The organism is Mesorhizobium sp. J428, from assembly GCF_024699925.1.
Taxonomy (GTDB): Bacteria; Pseudomonadota; Alphaproteobacteria; order Rhizobiales; family Rhizobiaceae; genus Mesorhizobium_A.
The window spans coordinates 3,632,223-3,654,201 of the sequence record NZ_JAJOMX010000001.1; the positions used below are offsets into that span (position 1 = coordinate 3,632,223).

General features: G+C 66.0%; 18 protein-coding genes and 2 pseudogenes. 9 read left to right on the plus strand and 11 right to left on the minus strand.

The window, feature by feature from the left end:
• The first annotated feature begins 1 nt into the window (after position 1).
• The 6 genes from LRS09_RS18190 to LRS09_RS18215 all read left to right on the plus strand — a co-directional run bounded on the left by LRS09_RS18190 (position 2) and on the right by LRS09_RS18215 (position 4,679).
• Positions 2-901, plus strand: coding sequence for an MBL fold metallo-hydrolase (locus tag LRS09_RS18190; protein ID WP_257808277.1), 900 nt, complete (start codon positions 2-4; stop codon positions 899-901).
• Entirely contained in the window at positions 898-1,908 is a 1,011-nt protein-coding gene (locus LRS09_RS18195) for a fumarylacetoacetate hydrolase family protein (protein WP_257808278.1), read from the plus strand. Before LRS09_RS18190 ends, LRS09_RS18195 begins: the two co-directional genes overlap by 4 nt.
• Before the next feature lie 46 nt (positions 1,909-1,954).
• Positions 1,955-2,389 carry a DUF2059 domain-containing protein gene (locus tag LRS09_RS18200; protein WP_257808279.1) on the plus strand — a complete coding sequence of 145 codons (435 nt, stop codon included), beginning with the start codon at positions 1,955-1,957 and terminating at the stop codon, positions 2,387-2,389.
• A gap of 41 nt (positions 2,390-2,430) precedes the next feature.
• A complete protein-coding gene (locus tag LRS09_RS18205) occupies positions 2,431-2,706 on the plus strand; it encodes a hypothetical protein (protein ID WP_257808280.1) in 276 nt (91 codons plus the stop codon).
• Between the two features lie 123 nt (positions 2,707-2,829).
• Positions 2,830-3,360, plus strand: a complete 531-nt coding sequence (locus tag LRS09_RS18210) for a TRAP transporter small permease (RefSeq protein WP_257808281.1) — start codon at positions 2,830-2,832, stop codon at positions 3,358-3,360.
• Complete coding sequence (locus LRS09_RS18215; protein WP_257808282.1) at positions 3,357-4,679, plus strand: TRAP transporter large permease; 1,323 nt, start codon at positions 3,357-3,359, stop codon at positions 4,677-4,679. The genes LRS09_RS18210 and LRS09_RS18215 overlap by 4 nt, the downstream gene beginning before the upstream one ends.
• Here LRS09_RS18215 and LRS09_RS18220 read toward each other — a convergent pair.
• The gene (locus tag LRS09_RS18220; RefSeq protein ID WP_085464292.1) at positions 4,676-5,011 is read right to left on the minus strand and encodes a TIGR01244 family sulfur transferase; all 336 of its coding nucleotides are present in this window, start codon (positions 5,009-5,011) and stop codon (positions 4,676-4,678) included. The genes LRS09_RS18215 and LRS09_RS18220 overlap by 4 nt on opposite strands.
• Positions 5,012-5,144: 133 nt before the next feature.
• Here LRS09_RS18220 and LRS09_RS30390 point away from each other — a divergent pair.
• Positions 5,145-5,210 (plus strand): annotated as a pseudogene (locus LRS09_RS30390) (hypothetical protein); the annotation flags it as partial.
• Positions 5,191-6,246, plus strand: a complete 1,056-nt coding sequence (locus tag LRS09_RS18225) for an FAD-binding oxidoreductase (RefSeq protein ID WP_257808283.1) — start codon at positions 5,191-5,193, stop codon at positions 6,244-6,246. The pseudogene LRS09_RS30390 and the gene LRS09_RS18225, both read left to right, overlap by 20 nt.
• 75 nt (positions 6,247-6,321) lie before the next feature.
• Here the strand turns inward: LRS09_RS18225 and LRS09_RS18230 are convergent, their stop codons facing one another.
• The 7 genes from LRS09_RS18230 to katG all read right to left on the minus strand — a co-directional run bounded on the left by LRS09_RS18230 (position 6,322) and on the right by katG (position 17,050).
• Positions 6,322-7,470 (minus strand): acyl-CoA dehydrogenase family protein, encoded by a 1,149-nt coding sequence (locus LRS09_RS18230; protein WP_257808284.1) that lies wholly within the window; start codon positions 7,468-7,470, stop codon positions 6,322-6,324.
• 7 nt (positions 7,471-7,477) lie between these two features.
• Positions 7,478-8,680, minus strand: coding sequence for a pimeloyl-CoA dehydrogenase large subunit (gene pimC, locus LRS09_RS18235; RefSeq protein ID WP_257808286.1), 1,203 nt, complete (start codon positions 8,678-8,680; stop codon positions 7,478-7,480).
• 150 nt (positions 8,681-8,830) lie between these two features.
• Positions 8,831-10,012, minus strand: a complete 1,182-nt coding sequence (locus LRS09_RS18240) for an acetyl-CoA C-acyltransferase (RefSeq protein WP_257808287.1) — start codon at positions 10,010-10,012, stop codon at positions 8,831-8,833.
• A 3-nt stretch (positions 10,013-10,015) separates the two neighbouring features.
• On the minus strand, positions 10,016-11,698 hold the full coding sequence (locus tag LRS09_RS18245; protein ID WP_257808288.1) for a long-chain fatty acid--CoA ligase: 1,683 nt from the start codon (positions 11,696-11,698) through the stop codon (positions 10,016-10,018).
• Positions 11,695-13,785: a 3-hydroxyacyl-CoA dehydrogenase NAD-binding domain-containing protein gene (locus LRS09_RS18250; RefSeq protein ID WP_257808289.1), complete on the minus strand. Its 2,091-nt coding sequence runs from the start codon at positions 13,783-13,785 to the stop codon at positions 11,695-11,697. Before LRS09_RS18250 ends, LRS09_RS18245 begins: the two co-directional genes overlap by 4 nt.
• Before the next feature lie 40 nt (positions 13,786-13,825).
• The gene (pcaD, locus tag LRS09_RS18255; protein WP_257808290.1) at positions 13,826-14,617 is read right to left on the minus strand and encodes a 3-oxoadipate enol-lactonase; all 792 of its coding nucleotides are present in this window, start codon (positions 14,615-14,617) and stop codon (positions 13,826-13,828) included.
• Positions 14,618-14,821: 204 nt separating this feature from the next.
• Complete coding sequence (gene katG, locus LRS09_RS18260; protein ID WP_257808291.1) at positions 14,822-17,050, minus strand: catalase/peroxidase HPI; 2,229 nt, start codon at positions 17,048-17,050, stop codon at positions 14,822-14,824.
• A 188-nt stretch (positions 17,051-17,238) separates the two neighbouring features.
• On the opposite strand from katG, the pseudogene LRS09_RS18265 reads away from it, so the two are divergent.
• Positions 17,239-18,123: pseudogene (locus LRS09_RS18265) on the plus strand (LysR substrate-binding domain-containing protein); the annotation flags it as partial.
• Positions 18,124-18,129: 6 nt separating this feature from the next.
• Here LRS09_RS18265 and LRS09_RS18270 read toward each other — a convergent pair.
• The 3 genes from LRS09_RS18270 to guaB form a co-directional block, all read right to left on the minus strand.
• Entirely contained in the window at positions 18,130-18,522 is a 393-nt protein-coding gene (locus LRS09_RS18270; RefSeq protein ID WP_257810242.1) for an MAPEG family protein, read from the minus strand.
• Between the two features lie 92 nt (positions 18,523-18,614).
• Positions 18,615-20,243 (minus strand): MFS transporter, encoded by a 1,629-nt coding sequence (locus LRS09_RS18275; RefSeq protein WP_257808292.1) that lies wholly within the window; start codon positions 20,241-20,243, stop codon positions 18,615-18,617.
• Between the two features lie 93 nt (positions 20,244-20,336).
• Positions 20,337-21,842 (minus strand): IMP dehydrogenase, encoded by a 1,506-nt coding sequence (gene guaB, locus LRS09_RS18280; protein ID WP_257808293.1) that lies wholly within the window; start codon positions 21,840-21,842, stop codon positions 20,337-20,339.
• Between the last annotated feature and the right edge of the window lie 137 nt (positions 21,843-21,979).

Genomic DNA, 21,979 nt, shown 5'->3' on the forward strand with positions numbered 1-21,979 from the left:
CATGACCGCCCAACTCGTCACTCTCGGCTCGAAAGGCGGCCCCGCGATCCGCCCCAGCGGGCCGTCGCCGACCTCCTCGCTGCTGCGGCTCGGCGGCCGAACGATCGTCGTTGACTGCGGCCTCGGCGTCTCTCGTGGGCTGGTCGAGGCCGGCGTCAACCTCAAGGAACTCGACCTCATCTTCATCACCCACTTGCATTCCGACCACGTTCTGGAACTGGGCGGCCTGTTGCATACCGCCTGGACGACCGGGCTCGACCGCGAGGTGCGCGTCTTCGGCCCGCCGGGCACCGGTCACTACTGGTCGCGTTTCGCGCAGGCGCTGGAGTTCGACATAGAGATCCGGATTGCCGACGAAGGCCGGCCGGACATCCGCGATCTCGTGCGGATCGAGGAATTCGTCGAAGGGCCGGTGCTGGACGAGGCCGGGCTGGCGGTCTCGGCGCTGCGCGTCGACCATCCGCCTGTCACCGACTGCTTCGCGCTGCGGTTCGATCATGCCGACAGGCGCATAGTGTTCTCGGCCGACACGGCGCTTTTCCCGCCGCTTGCCGATTTTGCGCGGGGCGCCGACGTGCTGGTCCACGAGGCGATGCTCGCCGACGGCGTCGAGCGGCTCGTCGCCCGCACGGGCAACGGCGCGCGGCTGAGGGAGCATCTGCTGGTCAGCCACAGTTTCGCGGCGGATGCCGGCCGCATCGCCACCGAAGCAGGTGTCGGGCGGCTGGTGCTCAACCATCTCATTCCCGCCGATGATCCCGCAATCACGCCCGACCATTGGGTCAGGGCCGTGCGGGAGACGTGGCAAGGGCCGTTGACAATTGCCCGCGACGGGCTGTTGGTTGAGTTCGGAACGGCCGGACGCGACAATGAGGAACCGGCCGCGGGAGGAATTGCATGAAGCTTGCCTCGGTGAGGAATGGCCGCCGCGACGGTCGTCTGGTCGTCGTCTCGCGCGATCTGACGCGCTGCACGGACGCCTCCTATCTCGTGCCCACCCTGCAGTCGGCGCTCGATGACTGGCGGCGCATCGCCCCGCATCTGCAGGCGCTCGCCGAATCGCTCGAGCACGGCGCGGTGCCGTTCGAGCGTTTCCACGAGCACGACGCGCTGTCGCCCCTGCCGCGCGCCTACCAGTGGGCGGATGCCTCGTCCTTCCTCAATCACGTCGAACTGGTCAACACGGCCCGTGGGCGCGAGGTCCCGGAAAGCTTCAGAACCGAGCCGATGATCTACCAGGGCGGCTCCGACGCGTTCCTGGCGCCGCGCGAGTCGATCCCGCTCGGCGACGAAACCTGGGGCCTCGATTTCGAGGGCGAGGTGGCCGTCATTGTCGACGACGTGCCGCTGGGTGCCGACGCGGCCACTGCGCGCGAGGCGATCCGGCTGGTCATGCTCGTCAACGACGTGTCGCTGCGCTACCTGGCCGCCGGCGAGCTCGCCAAGGGCTTCGGCTTCTACCAGGCGAAGCCCTCGTCCGCCTTCTCGCCCGTCGCCGTGACGCCGGACGAGCTGGGCGAGGCGTGGAATGACGGCAAGGTGCACCTGCCGCTGAGCGTCGACCTCAACGGCAGGCCGTTCGGCCGGGCGAACGCCGGCATCGGCATGTTGTTCGACTTCGGCGAGATCATCGCGCATGCCGCCAAGACGCGGCCCATCTGCGCAGGGTCGATCTTCGGCTCCGGCACCGTGTCGAACAAGGGCGAGGATGGCCCCGGCAAGCCGGTTTCGGACGGCGGCGTCGGCTATTCCTGCATCCTCGAACAGCGAACCGTGGAGAAGCTACTGTCCGGCTCCTCCGTCACGCCCTTCATGAAGGCGGGCGATACGGTGCGCATCGAGATGAAGGACGAGCGCGGCCATTCCATCTTCGGCGCGATCGAGCAGACGGTCGAGTTAAAGGGCTGAGAGACCGGGGGTGAGGATGGCTAGGTTTGCTTATGCCGCGCTTTTGTTGCTGAGCCTCGTCGGCTCGTCGGCAGCACAGGACGAGTTGCGCAACGCGGCGGAGCGCTATGTAAAGCTGGACGCGGTCCAGGACCTGCTCGACTTCATGCTTGGTCCGGGCTTTCTGGAGCCTCTGATGGGGGCATTGGCCGGCGACAAGTTGAAGCCTGATCTCAAGTCGCAGATGGTGGCGATCGGAACTGAGGAACTCGCGAAGATAAGACCCTCGGTCGAGGCGGCAATGGCGGAGGCAGCAGCCGAGATCTTCAGTGTGAAGGAGATCGAAGCCCTGATCGCTTTCTATAGCTCGGAGCATGGAGCGTCGGTGATCAGAAAGATGCAGCCGTTTAACAATGCCTATCTCGTCCGCATCACTCCCGATCTGCAACGCCTGCAAGCCGTCATGGAAGCGCGGGTTCGCGAGATTGCCAGCCCCCGATAAGCCAAGAGGTTCGAATGCGAGACGCGCTCCAGAACCCAACCATGTTCTTCGCCTTCTGCGGTCTGTGGGCAGCGGCGATGATCGCGATGTGGATTTCGGTGACGCGGCTCTGCTATGCCATCGAGGCACGCTCCGGCCGTCCTATACTGGGAAACGGCCTGCCCGGCTTCGCCAACGTCTTTCCGGTCGCTTTCAATTTTGGCGTGGCGAAGGACAAAGAGACTCAGCGCATGCGTTGGCGAATGATCCAGCGATTGCTGGTCATCGGCGTAGGATTTGCGTTCTTTTTGATCGTGCTGCGTGAGGCGGACATCTGAGTGCTTTACGCATCCGCCGAAGATTGTTATGAAACATACCAATCCGGTGCGTGTGTTTGCCTTGTGTAATCAAGGGAGATAGCGTCACTCTGGGGAGACTGAAGGTAACGTTCGGGAGGCGGCGTGAACCTTTCATCTATCGTGCACGCGCTTGCGAGATGGCTGGCCATCCTGGGCGGTCTTTTTCTCGTCGCCATAACGGTCATGACGGTGATCAGCATCGTCGGCCGCGCCTTCATCTCGGTCGGGCTCGGGCCGGTTCCCGGCGATTTCGAACTCGTTGAGGCGGGAATCGGCTTCGCGGTATTTGCGTTCCTGCCGTGGTGCCAACTCAACCGCGGCCATGCCGACGTCGACCTGTTCACGAGCTACCTCTCGCCCGCGGTGAATCGCGTCCTCAATTTGCTCTGGGAAATCGTCCTGGGGCTGGTCACGATCCTCATCGCCTGGCGCCTGTGGGTCGGCATGCTCGAGAAGCGCGAGTATGGCGAAATCACCTTCATCCTGCAGTTCCCGATCTGGTGGGGCATGGCCCTGTGCGCGGGCGCCGCCGTGGTCGGCGTAATCGTTGCCGTCTACATGATCGCGATCAGGGTGATGGAAGTCGTGCAGGGACGTTCCCTGCTGGCCCCGGCGGCGGGAGCAGTCCATTGAGCGCGCTCGAGATTGGCCTCTGGTCGTTTCCCGTCCTTCTGGTTCTCATTTTCCTGCGCATGCCGATCGGGTTGGCGATGCTGATCTGCGGTCTCGGCGGGTCATGGATACTGGCGGGCAGCACGATCCCGATCATGGCCAAGCTGAAGTCCGAAACCTACTCCACCTTCGCCAGCCATTCGCTGTCGATCATTCCGCTGTTCCTGTTGATGGGGCAGTTCGCCGGCCTCGGCGGTATGTCGCAGTCGTTGTTCAAGGCGGCGAACGCCTGGCTGGGCCACCGGCGTGGCGGCGTGGCGATGGCTGCGATTGGTGCCTGCGCCGGCTTCGGTGCGATCTGCGGTTCCTCGCTGGCGACGGCGGCCACGATGGCGCAGGTCGCGCTGCCGGAGCTGAAGCGCTACGGCTATTCGGGCGGGCTTGCGACCGGAACACTGGCGGCCGGCGGCACGCTCGGTATCCTGATCCCGCCGTCGATTGTGCTGGTGATCTACGCCATTCTCGCCGAGCAGAATATCGCCAAGCTGTTCCTCGCTGCCTTTGTGCCCGGCATCCTCGCGGCGATCGGCTACATGATCGCCATCTCGATATATGTCCGGCTCTACCCCGAGACGGCCGGGCAGTCGCCGCGCCTGCCCTATGGTGAGCGCTTCCGCGCCCTCGTCGACGTATGGCCGGTGTTGCTGGTTTTCCTCGCCGTGGTGGGCGGCATCTATTTCGGCTGGTTCACGCCGACGGAGGGTGCTGCGGTCGGCGCCGCCGGCACCGGCCTGATCGCTTGGATCAATGGCGGTTTGACCCGGCGGACACTCGTCCAGTCGATCCTCATGACCGCCAGCGCGACTGCGATGATCTTCTTCATCGTCTTCGGCGCGGCGATGTATAACGGCTTTCTCGCGCTGACGCAGATGCCGCAGATAGCCGCCGCCTACATATCCGGCCAAGGCTTCAATCCGTGGGTCGTCATGGTCGGAATCCTCGTCCTCTATCTGATCCTCGGCTGCGTGATGGATTCGCTGTCGATGATCCTGCTGACGATCCCGATCTTCTTCCCGATCGTGACGGCGCTCGACTACGGCCTCCAGCCGGAGGAGTTCGCCATCTGGTTCGGCATTCTGGTGCTGATCGTGGTCGAGGTCGGCCTAATCACGCCGCCGGTCGGCATGAATCTGTTCGTCATCAATTCGATGGCGAAGGAAACGCCGATCCTGGCGACCTACAGGGGCGTGACCCCCTTCGTCATCAGCGATCTCGTCCGCACCGCTATCCTGGTGGTCTTCCCGGCGATCTCGCTTTTCATGCTGCGATGGCTGTACTAGCCGCGCAGCTGCTTCGCCATCATGTAGAGGTTGGTCGAGCGTGCGCCGGAGCGGCAGTAGGCGAAGATCGGGCCTTCCATCTCGTCCAGCGCATCGGCCATCTTCTCGACGTCCTCGGACGTGATCGCGCCGCTGACAACGGGGATGTAGCGGAACTCCAGCCCCGCCGCCTTTGCCGCCGCCTCGATGCCTTCGTGCGGCACGGCACCGTCTTCCGGATCCGGACGGTTCGAGATGACGCTCTTGTAGCCGGCGGCCTTGATGGTCGGGATGTCCTCGGCGGTGATCTGGCCGGTCACGGCGAAGTCGTCGGTGATCTTGCGGTATTCCATCGGACACGATCCTCGTTCTGGTGCGCGGACTCATGCCACCACTGATGCCGGGGAGCAATGGTTTTCGGGACCGGGGAGGCTGGGCCATCCCACCGCCGTTGCCTCGCTTCGGTCGCCGGTCTAACCACGACCCATGAACACGGATCTCGACATCGTCATCATAGGAGCCGGCATCGCCGGTGTCGGCCTCGCGGCAGCGCTTGGGGCGGGGCCGAGGGTCGCGATCCTCGAGCAGGAAGCCCGCCACGGCTACCAATTCGACCGGGCGGTCGGCTGCGATCTATATCCGCAACTACGGCAATGCCGTCATCCGGGTGCTGAACGCGGCGAGCGCGCCGCTGTTCGAACAGGGCGATGCCAGCCTCTTCCCGCATCCGCTGCTGACCCCGCGCGGCGTGCTAAACGTCGCCGACGTGGACGGGCTCGCCAGGCATGAGGCGATGCTCGAAGGCGCGCACGGCATGGAAATCCTGACACGCGAGCAGGCGCTTGCCATGGTGCCGGCGCTACGTCCGGAGAAGCTGGCAGCCGCGGCCTACGAACGCGATGCACAGGACATCGACGTGTCGGCGCTGCACGAGGGCTGGTTGCGCAATGCGCGGGCCAATGGCGCGACGCTGATGGTCGGCACGCCGATGCTCTCGGCGGCGCGCGAAGGCGGCCGCTGGCGGATCGACACGCCAGGGGGAGCGCTCACAGCGACCATCCTTGTGGACGCGGCGGGCGCCTGGGCCGATGACGTGGCGGGGAGGGCGGGTGTCGCCTCGCTCGGCCTGCAGCCAATGCGCCGTTCGATAGCGGTGATCCCGGCGCCGGAGGCATATGACATCGCCGGTTGGCCGCTGATCGCCGATTCCGCCGAGGGCTGGTACGCCAAGCCCGATGCAGGAAAGCTCTACGTGTCGCCGACCGAGGAGATTTCGGTCGATCCGCACGACGCCTATGTCGACGACATGGTGCTGGCCGAAGGGCTTTGGCGCTTCGAACAGGCGGTGGACGTTCCGGTCAACCGCGTCGAGCGCAGTTGGGCCGGCCTGCGCACCTTCGCGCCCGACCGCACCCCGGTCGTGGGCTTCGGCGACGACGGGTTCTTCTGGCTGGCGGGGCAGGGCGGCTACGGCATACAGACCTCCCCGGCCCTGTCGGCGCTCGCCGCTGCGCTGGTCAAGGGCGAGCGGCCGCCAGATGAGCTGGAGGCGCTGTTGCCGGCCCTGTCGCCGACGAGGTTCGGATAGAGGCCCTGCTGCCTTGTCTTTTCCCGCAAGGTGCAGGCAGGCCAGCGGTCCCGGAACGACGGTTGGCCTCGATGCCTACGCCGCCTTGTCGAACAACCCTCCAAGCGCGGCGAGCCTGCGCAGATGAAAATCGCCATCGCCGAAGAGCGTGTTCATCATCGTCAGGCGCTTGAAGTAGTGCGTGACGGCATATTCCATCGTCATGCCGACGCCGCCGTGCAGCTGGATGGCGTTTTCGCCGGCGAGCTTACCGCCACGGCCGAGTTCGGCTTTGGCCGCATGCATGGCGCGGGCGCGCTCTGCTGCGTCGTCGCTGTCTGCCATCATGGTCGCGAACATGGCGATTGAGCGCATCTGCTCCGTGGCGATGAACATGTCGACCGCCTTGTGCTGAAGCACCTGAAATTGGCCGATGGCGACGCCGAACTGCTTGCGCACCTTGATGTAGTCGACGGTGAGTTCGTGCATGGCCGACATGACGCCGACGGCCTCCGCCGCGAGCGCCGCAATCGCCTGGTCGACGACGGTGCGGACAAGCGGCATGCCGCTGCCGGGATCGCCCAGCACATGTTCAGCCCGCACATTGTCGAAGGAGATTTCGGCGGCGCGCAGGCCATCCTGGGTCGGGTAGCCGCGCCGCGAGACGCCTGCGGCACCTGCGTCGACGACGAAGACGCCGACACCCGCCTCTTCGCCGGGCCTACCGCCGGTGCGTGCTGTGACGATCAGCTTGTCGGCGCTGTCGCCATGCAGGACCAGGCTCTTGGCGCCGGAGAGCTTCCAGCCGGAGCCATCCTTCGCAGCGGTGGTGGAGACATGCGCGAGGTCGTAGCGCGCGCCGCGCTCGACTTGGGCGAAGGCGTATTTGGCCGAGCCGTCGGCGATGCCGGGGATCAGCTCACCCTTCTGGGCGTCGCTGGCGCCGGAACGCAGGAAGCCGCCGCCGAGCACGACGGTCGCGAAATAGGGCTCCAGCGCCAGCACCCGGCCGAAGGATTCCATCACGATCATGGTCTCCACCGGCCCGCCGCCGATGCCGCCATGCTCCTCCGCGAAGGGCAGCGCCATCAGGCCCATCTCGGCATAGGCGGACCACATGTCCGGGCTGAAGCCCTCAGGCGCGGCCATGTATTTCTTGCGCTCCTCGAAGCCGTAGCGGTCCTTCAACAACCGGTCGAGCTGGTCCTTGATGAGCGACTGTTCCTCGGTCAGGTCGAAATCCATTGCGTCCTCACAATCCCAGCACGGCCTTGGCGATGATGTTCTTCTGGATCTCGTTCGAGCCGCCGTAGATCGAGACCTTGCGATTGTTAAAATAGGACGGCGCGGCGTGCGCCGCGTATTCGGGCCCGTCGAAAGGCTCGTTGCGGCCGTCGAGGTCGTGGCTTTGGTAGGGCAGGGCGAACGGACCCATCACCTCCATCAGGAGGTGCGTGGTTGCCTGCTGGATCTCCGAGCCCTTGATCTTGAGGATTGAGGACGCAGGATCGGGCTTGCCGGTATTGCCGCGCTTGGCATCGGCGGCGACGACGCGAAGCTGGGTCAGTTCCAGCGCCTTGAGGTCGATTTCGATCGAGGCGAGCTTCTCGCGGAAGCGCTCGTCTTCAATGAGAGGCCTGCCGCCGGAGAGTTCAAGCGCCGCGAGTTCGCGGATGCGGGCGATGCGCTGCTTGGACACGCCGATGCGGGCGATGTTTGTGCGCTCGTTGCCGAGCAGGAACTTTGCGTAGTCCCAGCCCTTGTTCTCCTCGCCGACGAGGTTTTCGACGGGCACGCGCACGTCGGTGAGGAAGACCTCGTTGATCTCGCGGCCGCCGTCCATCGTCACGATCGGGCGGACCTCGATACCGGGCGTCTTCATGTCGATCAGCAGGAAGGAGATGCCTTCCTGCTTCTTGGCCTCGGTGTTGGTGCGCACGAGGCAGAAGATCCAGTCGGCATATTGCGCAAGCGTGGTCCACGTCTTCTGGCCGTTGACGATGTAGTGGTCGCCGTCACGCACCGCGCGGGTCTTGAGCGAGGCGAGGTCGGAGCCGGCCCCGGGCTCCGAGAAGCCCTGGCACCACCAGTCGTCGAGATTGCGGATGCGCGGCAGGAAGCGCTCCTTCTGTGCCTTTGAGCCGAAGGTGTAAATGACCGGCCCCACCATGTTGACGCCGAAGGCGAGCGGCTGAGGGGCAGGGAATTTCTGCAGTTCCTCCAGGAAGATATACTGCCGCATCGGGTCCCAGCCGGTGCCGCCGTGCTCGACCGGCCAGTGCGGCGCACCCCAGCCATGCGCGTTCAGCACGCGCGACCAGGCGACGAGGTCCTCCTTGCCGAGATACTCGCCGTCCACCGTCTTGCGGCGAATCTCGGGATCGAGGTTCTCGGCGAAGAAGGCGCGAACCTCCTCGCGGAAGGCGTTTTCCTCGGGCGTGAAGCGAAGGTCCATTGGCGTTCTCCCTCTTTTCTCTTCTCCCCGTTCACGGGGAGAAGGTGGCCCGAAGGGCCGGATGAGGGGCATTTTCTGTCCGACGCAGGCGCTGCCCCTCATCTGCCTGCCGGCATCTTCTCCCCGTGAACGGGGAGAAGATGGTTGTCCTCACACGATCTCCAGCAGCCCAGCGCCGCCCATGCCGCCGCCGATGCACATGGTGACGACGGCATACTTTACGCCGCGGCGTTTGCCCTCGATCAGCGCGTGTCCGGCGAGCCGCGCGCCACTCATGCCGTAGGGGTGGCCGACCGCGATCGCGCCGCCGTCGACATTGAGCTTGGCCGGGTCGATGCCGAGTCGGTCGCGGCAGTAGATCACCTGCACGGCGAAGGCCTCGTTGAGCTCCCACAGGCCGATGTCGTCGATCTTCAGGCCATGGCGTTCGAGCAGCCGCGGCACGGCGAAGACCGGACCGATGCCCATTTCGTCGGGCTCGCAGCCGGCGACGTTGAAGCCGCGGAAGATCCCGAGCGGGGTGAGGCCGCGCTTCTCGGCCTCCTTGCTGCTCATCATCACCGAAGCGGCCGCGCCGTCCGAGAGCTGGCTGGCATTGCCGGCGGTGACGACACCGCCCTCGCGCACCGGCTTGAGGCCGGCAAGGCCTGCCGCCGTCGTGTCGGCGCGCGGTCCTTCGTCATGCGCGACCTCGATCTCCTTGTAGGAGATTTCCTTCGTCTCCTTGTCGACCACGGCCATACGCGTCTTCATCGGCGCGATCTCCGTGGCGAAGCGGCCGGCCTCGCGGGCAGCGGCGGTGCGCTTCTGCGATTCCAGAGCATATTCGTCCTGCCGCTCGCGCGAGATGCCGTAGCGCTTGGCGACGACCTCTGCGGTGTCGATCATCGGCATGTAGGCCGCCGGGTGCAGCGACAGCAGCTTCTCGTCCTTGAGCCGGAACGTGTTCTGGTGCTCGTTCTGAACGAGGCTGATCGATTCCAGGCCGCCGGCAATGCCGATCTTGACGCCGTCGTTGCGAATGGCGTTGGCAAGCAGCGACATCGACTGGATGCCCGACGAGCATTGCCGGTCGATCGTGGTGCCGGCGGTCGTGACAGGCAGGCCGGCCGTCAGCAGCGCGCGGCGCGCGACGTTGACACCGTCGGTGCCCTCAGGCATCGCACAGCCCATGATGACGTCCTCGATCTCGGCGCCCTCGATGCCGGAGCGCTTCAGCGCATGCCCGATCGCATGGCCGCCGAGCGTCGCGCCCGTGGTGTCGTTGAAGGCGCCGCGATAGGCCTTGCCGATCGGCGTGCGGGCGGTGGATACGATGACGGCGTCGACCATTCTTCAGGCTCCTTGGCTTTGGGATGCGGCCTTGTCCCGCTCTTCCCGCTTGAGTTCGAGTTTGGAAAGCTTGCCCACCGGCGTTCGCGGCAGGGCTGCGCGGATATCCAGCGCGGCGGGCACTTCGTGCGGGCCAAGCCGGCTCTTGAGGAAGGCGCGCAGGCCCTCCAGCGTCAGTTCGGCGGCGCCTGCGCGCAGCTTGACGAAGGCCTTCGCCGCCTCGCCGCGATAGTCGTCGGGAATGCCGATCACCAGCACCTCCTCGACGTCCGGATGTTCGTAGATCACCTGCTCGATCATCTGCGGATAGACGTTGAAGCCGCCGGAGATGATCATGTCCTTCTTGCGGTCGACGAGGAAGAAGAAGCCGTCCTCGTCCATGTGGCCGATGTCGCCCGTCAGGAACCAGCCTTCGGCGAAGGCAGCCGCATTCTCTTCCGGCCGGTTGAGATAGCCGGAGGTGACGTTGGCGCCCTTCACCGCGATCTCGCCGGTCTCGCCGGAAGCGAGTTCGCGGCGCGGATCGTCGAGCGAAACGATGCGCATGCGGATGCCGGGCAGCGGCAGGCCTATCGTGCCCGCCTTGTCGGGACGGCCGCGCGGGATGTTTGTGCCGGCGGGCGAGGTCTCGGTCATCCCCCAGCCGCCGAGCAGTTCGATGCCGGCGAGGTCTTTCAGCCTGCGTGCGACCTCGACGGGCAGGGGGGCGCCGCCGGAGCCGCAATAGTGCAGCGAGGAGATGTCGCGCTTCTCGAAGCCGTGCAGGGAGCAGATGGCGATCCACATCGTCGGCACGCCGGGGAAGACGGTCACTCCCGCCTCGATTTCGGCGAGCGCTGTCTCGGCGTCGAAGCGCGTGTGCAGGACCATCGTCTGGCCGTCGATCAGTGCACGCAGCATCACGGCGACCAGCGCGTAGATATGGAACAGGGGAAGGACCAGCAGCACCTTTTCCTGGCCGAGCCGCGTTAGCCCGTCCGCTGCGCTCCAAAGCGCGTAGGAGGAGGCGGCTGCCGACATGTTCGCATGCGTCAGCATCGCCGCCTTGGGCAGGCCGGTCGTGCCGCCGGTATATTGCAGCAGGGCAAGATCCTCGACTGCGACGGGCGGGAAGGCTGTGGGGACGGTGGCTTCGACGAAGTCGTCCCAGGCGGTCATGCCGTCTGCGGCGGGCAACGGGCCGGTGAGCGGAGATGGGCCGAAGCGTACATCGTCGCCGACGATGATGCGGTCCACCAGGCCGGACCCGAGGAGCGGAACGACGCCGGCCGCGATGCTGCCGATATTGGTGGTGACCAGCGTCCGCGCTCCGGAATCGGAGAGCTTGTGGGCGATGACTTTCGGCGCGTCGAGCGGGGAGAGATGCACCACCGTCGCGCCAGCCTTCAGCGCGCCGAAGAAGGCGTAGGGGTGGTAGAGCGTGTTGGGCAGGAGAAGCGCGACCCGGTCCCCCTTGCCGATGCCGATTGCCGCGAAACCGGCCGCGGCGCGGTCGGCCTCACGTTTCAGATCGCGGTAGCTGATCTTCGCGTTGCGGAAGATAAAGGCGATCGTATCGCCGAATTGCTCGGCGCTCCGGTCGACAGCCTCATGGACGGGCCAGGTGTCGAGGGCAACGTCCGGGGAGAAGCCCCCCGGATAGGACCTGGCCCAGGGCCAGGCGTCGCCCGCGATCGCCTGGATCATGCAGCGGCCTTGGTGGCATCGGCGAAGCTGCCGTTTTCGGCGGCCAGCTTCCTGAGCAGCGGCGAGGGCTTGTAGACCTCCTTGCCGGTCTTGCCGTACCAATAGTCGAGCCGCTCGACGATCTTCGGCAAGCCGACGAGCTCGGCCCAGAACATCGGGCCGCCCTTGCCGACCGGGAAGCCGTAGCCATTGACCCAGACCGTGTCGATGTCGGAGGAGCGGATGGCGATGCCCTCCTCCAGGATGCGCGCGCCCTCGTTGATCATCGGATACATCATGCGCTCGGTGATCTCCTCGTCGGAGATGTCGCGGCGGTTGACGCCCTTCTCGCGCGCCTTTTCGACAATCAGCGCCTCGACCTCCGGATCGGAGACCGGCGTGCGGCCGTCCGGATAGAGGTAGTAGCCCTTGCCGGTCTTCTGACCGTAGCGGCCCTGCTCGCACAGCGCGTCGCCGATGGCTGCCGTCTTGCCGAGCGACTTGCGCGTGCGCCAGCCGATGTCGAGGCCGGCGAGGTCCCACATCTGGTAGGTGCCCATCGGCCAGCCGAAATCGGTGAAGACCTTGTCGGCCTGGGCAGGCGTCGCACCCTCGAGCAAAAGGTCCTCGGCCTCGGCGCCGCGGGCGCCGAGCATGCGGTTGCCGACGAAACCGTGGCAGACGCCGACGACCACCGGCACCTTGCCGATCGCCTTGCCGACGGCGATCGCGGTGGCGATGACGTCCGGCGCGGTCTTGGCGCCGCGTACGATCTCCAGCAGCTTCATCACGTTGGCCGGCGAGAAGAAGTGCATGCCGAGCACGTCCTGCGGGCGGCTGGTGAACTTCGCGATCTCGTTGACGTCGAGATAGGAGGTGTTGGACGCTAGGATCGCGCCCGGCTTGGCGATTTTGTCGAGCGTGCTGAACACCTTCTCCTTGACGCCCATCTCCTCGAAGACGGCCTCGATGATGAGGTCGCAGTCGGCGAGATCGGCGTAGTCGGTCGTGCCCTTGAACATCGACATGCGCTTCGCCTTGGCCTCCTCGGTCAGCGAGCCGCGCGAGACGGAGATGCCGTAGTTCTTCTCGATGACGCCGAGGCCGCGCTTCAGCGCTTCGTCGGACATTTCGAGGATGGTGACCGGGATGCCGCCGTTGACGAAGGACATCGAGATGCCGCCGCCCATGGTGCCGGCGCCGATGACGCCGACCTTGGCGATCTTGCGCGGCTTGTCCTCCTTGCCGACGCCCGGCACCTTGTTCGCCTCGCGCTCGGCGAAGAACAGGTGGCGCTGCGCGCGCGACTGGTCGCCCTTGACGAGTTCGAAGAAGAAGTTGCGCTCGGCCTTGGCGCCTTCGGCATAGGGCATGGTGACGCTGTTGCGCACCGACTGCGCGCAGGCCTTTGGCGCGTCGAGGCCCTTCGACTTCTTCAGCACCTCCGCGATCTCGGCGTCGAAGGCCGCGATGTTCGCACGTACCGGCGCGAGCTTGTCGTCGCGCTGGCTGACGGGCACGAGAGAAGCTTTCGAGGCGATCTTTTCACGGGCGAACTTCACGGCATTGGCGACCAGGTCACCCTCGACGACCGCGTCAACGATGCCTGAGGCCAGTGCATCCTTGGCGCCGATCGGCGTGCCGGACACGATCATCTTGAGTGCCTTGGACGGGCCGGCGAGTCGCGGCAGGCGCTGCGTGCCGCCGGCGCCGGGCAGGATGCCGAGCTTCACCTCGGGCAGGCCGACCTTGGCCGCGGCGTCGGCGACGCGGAAATGGCAGCCCATGGCGAGTTCGAGACCGCCGCCGAGCGCGGTGCCGTGGATTGCTGCGACCGTCGGCTTCTGGAAGGTCTCGATCCGGTCGATGATCTCGGGCAGGAACGGATCCTGGATCGGCTTGCCGAACTCGGAAATATCGGCGCCTGCCACGAAGGTGCGCCCCGCGCAGGCGAGCACCATCGCGTCCACCGACGCATCGTCGCGAAGTTCAAGCAGCACCCGGTGCAGCGGCTCGCGGACGTGGAACGACATCGCGTTCACTGGCGGGTTGTCGATCGTCACGATGGCGACATTTCCGTCGCGGGTGACAGTCACAGGTTGGGACATCAGCTACTCCAGGTGGGTCGGTGCGAAAGAATGGTCGCCGTTAGGCGAGCCGGGCGGTATTGATGAACTGGCGGATCAGGGCGGTGACCGCAGCAGGCTGCTCCACGCAGGGGATATGGCCGGCATCCGCGACGATGCGGAAATCCGCGCCGCGGATGAGGTTGGCGGTCGAGCGCACGAGATCGGGCGGCGTCGAGCCGTCCTGATCGCCGACGATGCAGAGGACCGGCACCTTGAGCGCCCGGGTCGATTCCGTCAGGTCGCTGTCGCGCAGCGCCGCGCATGTGCCGAGATAGCCGGCGAGCGGGGAACGCACGAGCATGGCGCAGCAGCCGGCGAATTCCGCATTTGAGGGCGAGCGGAAGGCCGGCGTGAACCACAGCTTCATCACGGCGTCGGCGATGCTCTCGATGCCGCCGGCCTCGACGGTCGCGATCCGTGCATTCCAGCTTTCCTGCGTGCCGATCTTGTGTGCGGTGTTAGACAGGACGAGGCCGCGCACGAGATCCGGACGAATGGCGGCCAGACCCTGCGCAATGACGCCGCCGACGGAAAGGCCCACGATCACCGCCGCCTTCACGCGCAGTTCGTCGAGCAGCGCTGCGAGGTCGTTGACATGGTCGCTCATCGCGTAGGGGGCCGGCGTCGCCTCCGAGAGGCCGTGACCGCGCTTGTCGTAGCGGATGATGCGGAAGTCGGGACGCAGCGCTGCCGCGACCTTGTCCCAGATGCGGAAGTCGGTTCCCAGCGAGTTCGCAAACACGATGACGGGGCGATCGCCGCCCGTGTCCTCGTAATGCAGCACGATGCCGTTGGCGTGCGTGAAATTCATAGTCGGAACTCCTCCCTGTCCCGAAACATACTACCGAGTATGTTGCAAGGGCAACATCCGGTCAATCGTCGGGTTTTTATGCAGAGGGTGCATAATCCAAAAGCGGCCCAGCCCCAACGAAAAACGGGCGCGGATCTCTCCGCGCCCGTCTTTCGAGCAGAAATTCAGGCTGATGTGGCGGGCTCCCTGACGGGTGCGCCGCGATCAGGCGATGTCGAAACGGTCGGCGTGCATCACCTTGGCCCATGCCGAAACGAAGTCGTCCACGAACTTCGCCTTGGCGTCGGCGCTGCCATAGACTTCGGACAGCGCGCGCAGCTGCGAATGCGAGCCAAAGACCAGGTCGACGCGGGTGCCGGTCCACCTGAGTTCGCCGCTCGCCCGGTCACGTCCCTCGAACACGCCCTCGATGCCCGCCGCCGGCTTCCACACGGTCGCCATGTCAAGCAGGTTGACGAAGAAGTCGTTGGTCAGCGTCTCGGGCGTGTTCGTGAACACGCCATGGGTCGAGTTGCCGACGTTCGCGCCGAGAACCCTCAGGCCTCCGACGAGCACGGTCATTTCCGGCGCCGTGAGCGTGAGCAACTGCGCCTTCTCGACCAGCATCTCCTCGGCGGAGACGGTGTACTTGCCCTTTAGGTAGTTGCGGAAGCCGTCGGCGATCGGCTCTAGCACCGCGAAGGACTCGATGTCAGTCTGCTCGGCCGTGGCGTCGGTGCGGCCGGGCACGAACGGAACCTCGGTCGGGTATCCTGCCTTGGCGGCCGCCTGCTCGACGCCGGCATTGCCGGCCAGCACGATCAAATCGGCGAGCGAGACCTTCTTGCCGCCGGCCTGCGCCTCGTTGAACTCCTTCTGAACGGCTTCGAGCTTTGCAAGAACCGTCGCGAGCCGGGCCGGCTGGTTGACCTCCCAGTCCTTCTGGGGTGCGAGCCGGATGCGCGCGCCGTTGGCGCCGCCGCGCTTGTCGGAGCCGCGGAAGGTCGAGGCCGAAGCCCAGGCGGTCGAGACGAGGTCGGAGATGGAGAGGCCGGAGGCGAGGATCTTCGCCTTGAGGGCTGCCGCGTCCTGCTCGTCGATCAGCACATGGTCGACTTCCGGCACCGGATCCTGCCAGATCAGTTCCTCGGCGGGCACGTCCGGACCGAGATAACGGGCACGGGGACCCATGTCGCGGTGCGTCAGCTTGAACCACGCGCGGGCGAAGGCATCCGCGAACTCGTCGGGGTTCTCGTAGAACCGCCGCGAGATCTTCTCGTAGACGGGATCGAAGCGCAGGGCGAGATCGGATGTCAGCATCGCGGGTGCGTGCCGCTTGGACTTGTCGTGCGCATCCGGCACCGTGCCTGCGCCCATGCCGTGCTTCGGCGTCCACTGGTGCGCGCCGGCCGGGCTCTTGGTCAGCTCCCATTCGTAACCGAACAGGTTCCAGAAGAAGTTGTTCGTCCACTTGGTCGGCGTCGAGGTCCAGGTGACTTCGAGGCCGCTGCCGATCGTGTCGCCGCCCTTGCCGGTGCCGAAGCTGCTGGCCCAGCCCAGGCCCTGCTGCTCGATGCCGGCGGCTTCCGGCTCCGAACCGACGAGCTTCGCGTCGCCTGCGCCGTGGGTCTTGCCGAAGGTGTGGCCACCGGCGATCAGCGCGACGGTCTCTTCGTCGTTCATCGCCATGCGGGCGAAGGTCTCGCGGATGTCGCGGGCCGAGGCGATCGGGTCCGGATTGGCATTCGGACCCTCGGGATTGACGTAGATGAGGCCCATTTGGACGGCAGCCAGCGGGTTCTCCAACTCGCGATCGCCCGAATAACGCTTGTCGTCCAGCCAGACGTTCTCCTTGCCCCAGTAGACGTCTTCCTCGGGCTCCCAGACGTCGGCGCGTCCGCCGGCGAAGCCGAAGGTCTTGAAGCCCATCGATTCGAGCGCGACGTTGCCGGTGAGGATCATCAGATCCGCCCAGGAGATCTTGTTGCCGTATTTCTGCTTGATCGGCCAAAGCAGGCGGCGGGCCTTGTCGAGGTTGACATTGTCCGGCCAGGAATTGAGCGGCGCAAAGCGCTGCTGGCCGGCTCCGGCGCCGCCGCGGCCGTCAGCGGTGCGGTAGGTGCCGGCGGAGTGCCAGGCCATGCGAATGAAGAGGGGACCGTAGTGGCCGAAGTCGGCCGGCCACCAGTCCTGCGAATCGGTCATCAGCGCGGTGAGGTCCTTCTTCAGGGCCTCCAGGTCGAGCTTCTGGAATTCCTCGGCATAGTCGAAGTCCTCCCCCATCGGATCGGAGAGCGAGGAGTGCTGGTGCAGAATCTTCAGGTTGAGCTGGTTCGGCCACCAGTCGCGGTTCGATCGCATCGACGGGTTCGAGGCGATCGTCGCGCCATGGGCCACCGGGCATTTCGGCTCCGGGTTGGCTTCCGTGTTTTCATTGACCTCTAGCGCGTCCATATCGTTCTCCGATCGTATCCCGGCGCCCCCCGTGGAGCGGGGTACACCAATGTGTCGTGCGAATTCCCTTGGCTGCCGCGCTCGAAGCGGATCTTTAGGCGGCTGCCTAGTCTGGAATGGTTCCAAACTAGAAAACCCAGACGATAAACGCAAATTGCGTTTCATGTTCGTCGTGATAATCTGATCTTATGATCAGATTGACCGTCCGGCAGATGGAATATTTCGACGCGCTGGCGCAGACGCGCCATTTCGGCCGCGCGGCGGAGCTCGCGGGCGTGACGCAGCCGGCGCTCTCGGCGCAGATCGCGGAGATGGAGCAGCGGCTGGGATGCCGGCTGTTCGAGCGTGGCGGCAAGGCAGTCGGCATGACCGAGGACGGCCGGGCGCTCCAGCCGCGCATCGAGGCGATTCTCGACGAGATCCGTGACCTGGAAACCACCGCCAGGCGCGGCCGGCTGGCGATGGAGGGCAAGCTCAGGCTCGGCATCATCCCCACCGTCGCGCCATACATCCTGCCGAAGGTGCTGCCCGAACTTCGCGGCCTCTTCCCCTCGCTGACGCTCGAACTGCGCGAGTCGGTGACGCGGACGCTGGTCGACGAGACGCTCGGCGGGCGCATCGACGCCGCACTTGTCGCTCTGCCGCTCGAGGAGGCGGGGCTCGCCGCCGAGCCGGTCTTCGAGGACACGTTCCTGCTTGCGATCCCGGCGTCGGAGCCGGGCTTCGTCAAACCCCCGGTGCCGCCGGAGAGCCCGGTGCTCGAACGGCTGATGCTGCTGGAGGAGGGACATTGCATGCGCGACCAGGCGCTGGCCGTCTGCGGCAGCGCCCGCCCGGCCGCGATGGCGAACTATGGCGCGACCAGCCTCACCACGCTGTTGCAGATGGTCGCGCATGGCTTCGGCGTGACGCTGATTCCTTCGATTGCGCTACCATCGGCCGGCGAGATGCGCGACGTGCGGATCGTTCCCTTCGCCGAGCCGGCGCCGGCCCGCACGCTCGGCCTTGTGTGGCGTCGCGGCAGCGCGCGCGGCAACGAATGCGCAGCACTCGCCGCGACGCTGAAACGCCTGTTCGGCTCAGACGAGGCCGGCGATGTGCAGCGCGAACCAGACCCAGATCACCAGCAAGGCGAGGAAGCCAACGACGAAGGCGGGCTGGCGGTGGCGGATGCGGTTGGTGGTGACGTGGATCGCGGCGTGCACGCAGCGTGACAGGACGAAGATCCAGGCCAGCGCGACGGTGAGCATGTTGACGCCGTTGGCCACGTAGAGCGCCAGGCAAGCCGCGAAGAACAGCACCGGCAGTTCGAACTGGTTGGCGAGGTTGTTGCGGACGAACAGGCTTTCGGGCGGCTCGTTGCGGTTCTCGCGGAAGTCGGACGTCCTGACGCTTCCGGCCCGCACCGCAGCCTTGCGGCGCACCGAGATCAGCGCATAGATCGCGTAGATCAGGGCCACCTGCAGCAGCATCGGCCAGAAAATGGCGGTCTGGTTCAAGTCGGCCTCCCAGTGTCCGCGCCGACGCTACCCGATTCGCGGTGGCATGCAATCCACGGTGGCGCCTACAGGATATCTGGCGTGCCTTTGAGTGGCATGTCGTCACTCACCGGCACGGTCTGGCGCTCGATCATCCGGTGCACGCGCGGCCGCGCCGGCCCCTTGTGCAGCTTCTGCAGTGCTTCGTTCACTTCGGCATCGGCTTGCGTGCGGCGCTGATTGTGCCGCAGATACTCGATCCAGGTCGGGACATGATAGCTCTCGGTCCAGACCTCGGGGTTCTCGAGATCACGCAGGAGCGCCCATTGCCGCGCACCGTCGCGGATCCGGATGCGCCGGCGCGCCGTCATCGCGGCCAGGAAGGCGGGCACGTTCTCCTGCGCGATCGTGTAGTCGACCATGATCATGATCGGCCCGCTGCGGGCCTTGAGGTCGAGACGCAGCTCTGGTTCCCGGAACTGATCGAGCGGATCGAGGTTGAGCGCGCCGAACTCAGGCAGGCGGTGCCATAGCCCGACGGCGACGCTGGCGATGAGGACAGCACCCGATACGATGAGCGCCGTGGCCGGACCGGACGCATCCGCAGCCGCGCCCCAGAGCCAGCTTCCCATTGCCATGCCGCCGAACGTGGCCGTCTGGTAGAGCGAGAGTGCGCGGGCCACGACCCAGCGCGGGGTCGACAGTTGCACCGTGACGTTGAACAGCGACAGCGCAAACACCCAGCAGGCGCCGGCAGGGAGCAGCAGCAGGTGGCTGAGCCAGACATTGCTGCTGAGGGCGACGAGGATGTTGCTCAGGCCGAAACCGATGCAGGCGAGCCGCACGATCCACTCGTTGCTGAACCGTTCGCGCACGATACCGTTGATGAAGCCGCCGAGGATCGCGCCGACGCCGAAGGCGCCGAGCAGGCCGCCATAGGTCAGTGCGCCGCCACCGACGAGCTCGCGCGCCACCAGCGGCAGCAGAGCCAGAGACGAGATCGCGGCGATGCCGAACAGCCAGGCGCGGAACATCACGATCAGGAGGTTTGGCGACATCGAGACGTAGCGCAGGCCCGCTGACATTGCGCTGAGGAAACTCTCGCGCGGCAGGGCTCGCGGCGGATAGACCGGCTTCCAGCGCCACAGGGCTGCGATCAGCGTGATGTAGCTCACGGCATTGGCGAGGAACGCCGCCGCGACACCGGCTGTCGCGACGATGATGCCGCCGACCGCCGGGCCGACGGAGCGCATAAGATTGAAACCCATCGAGTTGAGCGTCACGGCGGCCGGAAGGTCTTCGCGGGGCACGATGTCGCCCACCGAGGCCTGCCAGGGCGGATTATGCAGCGCCGTGCCGCAGCCGAGCAGGAAGGTGAAGGCAAGCAGCAGCCACGGCGTGATCCAGCCCTGATAGGCGATTGCCGCGAGCGCCACCGACACGACCATCATCATGATCTGCGCGAACAGCATGATCCGGCGCCGGTCGAAATTGTCGGCGAGCGCGCCCGAGGCGAGCGAGAACAGCATGATGGGCAGGGTGGTGGCGCCCTGCACCAGCGCGACCATGCTGTGCGAATCGGAAATGGTCGTCATCATCCAGCCCGCGCCGACGCCCTGGATCAGCCCGCCGAGGTTGGAGACGAGCGTCGCGATCCAGAGGGCTCGGAAGGTCGGGTGCCGGAACGGGGCTAGGGTCGATGCGCGCTGCGGCACCTTGCGGCTTCCTCCTGCCAGGGGAGATTCGTCCCCTATAGCATAGGGACGCGGCGCGTGGTCGAATGGTTCCTTTGGCTGCGCCGATCTGGCCTACATTCCGCCCGGATAGTTCGGGCTCTCGCGCGTGATCGTCACGTCATGGGCGTGGCTCTCGCGCAGGCCGGCCGAGGAGATACGCACGAACTGCGCCTTCTCGCGGAACTCCGCCAGGTCGCGCCCGCCGACATAGCCCATCGCCGCCTTCAGGCCGCCGGTGAGTTGGTGCAGCACACCGCCGACCGGACCCTTGTAGGGAACCTGGCCCTCGATGCCTTCCGGCACAAGCTTGAGCGTGTCGCGCACCTCGGCCTGGAAATAGCGGTCGGCCGAGCCGCGGGCCATCGCGCCGACCGAACCCATGCCGCGATAGGCTTTGAAGGAGCGGCCCTGGTGCAGGTAGACCTCGCCGGGGCTTTCCTCGGTGCCGGCGAGCAGCGAGCCGATCATCGCGGCATTCGCACCGGCGGCGAGCGCCTTGGCGAGATCGCCGGAATATTTGATGCCGCCGTCGGCAATGACCGATACGCCTGACTTCGCGGCTTCCTCGGCGGCCGCGATGACGGCGGACAATTGGGGCACGCCGACGCCGGCCACGATGCGGGTGGTGCAGATCGAGCCCGGACCGATGCCGACCTTGACCGCGTCCGCGCCCGCGTCGATCAGCGCGCGGGTGCCCTCGGCGGTGGCGACGTTGCCGGCGAGGATGCGCACCGAGTTGGAGAGCTTCTTCGCCTTGGTGACGGCGTCGAGCACGCGCTGCGAATGGCCGTGCGCCGTGTCGATGACCAGCAGGTCGACGCCGGCCGCGATCAGCCGCTCGGCGCGCTCGAACCCGTCCTGGCCGACGCTGGTGGCGGCGGCGACCCGCAGGCGGCCCTGAGCGTCCTTGGAGGCATTGGGGTTGAGCTGCGTCTTCTCGATGTCCTTGACGGTGATCAGTCCGACGCAGTGGCCCTTTTGGTCGACCACCAGCAGCTTTTCGATGCGATGGCTGTGGAGCAGACGCTTGGCCTCGTCCTGGTCAACGCGGTTCTCGCGCACGGTGACGAGGTTTTCCCGCGTCATCAGCTCGTAGACCTTCTGCGACGGGTCGGAGGCGAAGCGCACGTCGCGGTTGGTGAGGATGCCGACGAGGCGTCCCGTGCGCTGGCCGCCTTCGCCGCCGTTCTCGACGACCGGGATGCCGGAGATGCCGTGCGCCTTCATCAGCGCCAGCGCGTCGGCCAGCGTGGCGTCTGGGCCGATGGTGACCGGGTTCACCACCATGCCGGACTCGAACTTCTTGACCTGGCGGACCTGCTCGGCCTGTTCGTCCGGCGACAGGTTGCGGTGGATGACGCCGATACCGCCGGCCTGCGCCATCGAGATGGCGAGCCTGGCCTCGGTGACCGTGTCCATCGCCGCCGACAGGATCGGGATATTGAGTTCGATATCACCAGCGATCCTGGTGCGCACGTCGGTCTCGCCCGGCATCACGTCGGAATGGCCGGGCTGGAGCAGCACGTCGTCGAAGGTGAGCGCCTGGGCGCCGGTCGCGGTCTCGATGATTTTCGCCATTGGCCGATCCTTGAATACGAATATGGCGCTGACGCCCGGGGTGTGGGCCGCGCCGACTCGAAATTTCCCTTTCAGGATTGGCAGCGGCTGGTAACACGACTGCGACGGAATGCAAAGCATCGAATCCGCTTCCGCTG

Excerpts from the sequence above, each read along its gene's own strand:
- katG (WP_257808291.1), bottom strand. The coding sequence starts at position 17,050 with ATGGACGCGCTAGAGGTCAATGAAAACACGGAAGCCAACCCGGAGCCG.
- LRS09_RS18270 (WP_257810242.1), bottom strand. The coding sequence starts at position 18,522 with ATGCTGCTGCAGGTGGCCCTGATCTACGCGATCTATGCGCTGATCTCG.
- LRS09_RS18190 (WP_257808277.1), top strand. The coding sequence starts at position 2 with ATGACCGCCCAACTCGTCACTCTCGGCTCGAAAGGCGGCCCCGCGATC.
- LRS09_RS18220 (WP_085464292.1), bottom strand. The coding sequence starts at position 5,011 with ATGGAATACCGCAAGATCACCGACGACTTCGCCGTGACCGGCCAGATC.
- guaB (WP_257808293.1), bottom strand. The coding sequence starts at position 21,842 with ATGGCGAAAATCATCGAGACCGCGACCGGCGCCCAGGCGCTCACCTTC.
- LRS09_RS18250 (WP_257808289.1), bottom strand. The coding sequence starts at position 13,785 with ATGTCCCAACCTGTGACTGTCACCCGCGACGGAAATGTCGCCATCGTG.
- LRS09_RS18230 (WP_257808284.1), bottom strand. The coding sequence starts at position 7,470 with ATGGATTTCGACCTGACCGAGGAACAGTCGCTCATCAAGGACCAGCTC.
- pimC (WP_257808286.1), bottom strand. The coding sequence starts at position 8,680 with ATGGACCTTCGCTTCACGCCCGAGGAAAACGCCTTCCGCGAGGAGGTT.
- LRS09_RS18195 (WP_257808278.1), top strand. The coding sequence starts at position 898 with ATGAAGCTTGCCTCGGTGAGGAATGGCCGCCGCGACGGTCGTCTGGTC.
- LRS09_RS18205 (WP_257808280.1), top strand. The coding sequence starts at position 2,431 with ATGTTCTTCGCCTTCTGCGGTCTGTGGGCAGCGGCGATGATCGCGATG.
- LRS09_RS18240 (WP_257808287.1), bottom strand. The coding sequence starts at position 10,012 with ATGGTCGACGCCGTCATCGTATCCACCGCCCGCACGCCGATCGGCAAG.
- pcaD (WP_257808290.1), bottom strand. The coding sequence starts at position 14,617 with ATGAATTTCACGCACGCCAACGGCATCGTGCTGCATTACGAGGACACG.
- LRS09_RS18245 (WP_257808288.1), bottom strand. The coding sequence starts at position 11,698 with ATGATCCAGGCGATCGCGGGCGACGCCTGGCCCTGGGCCAGGTCCTAT.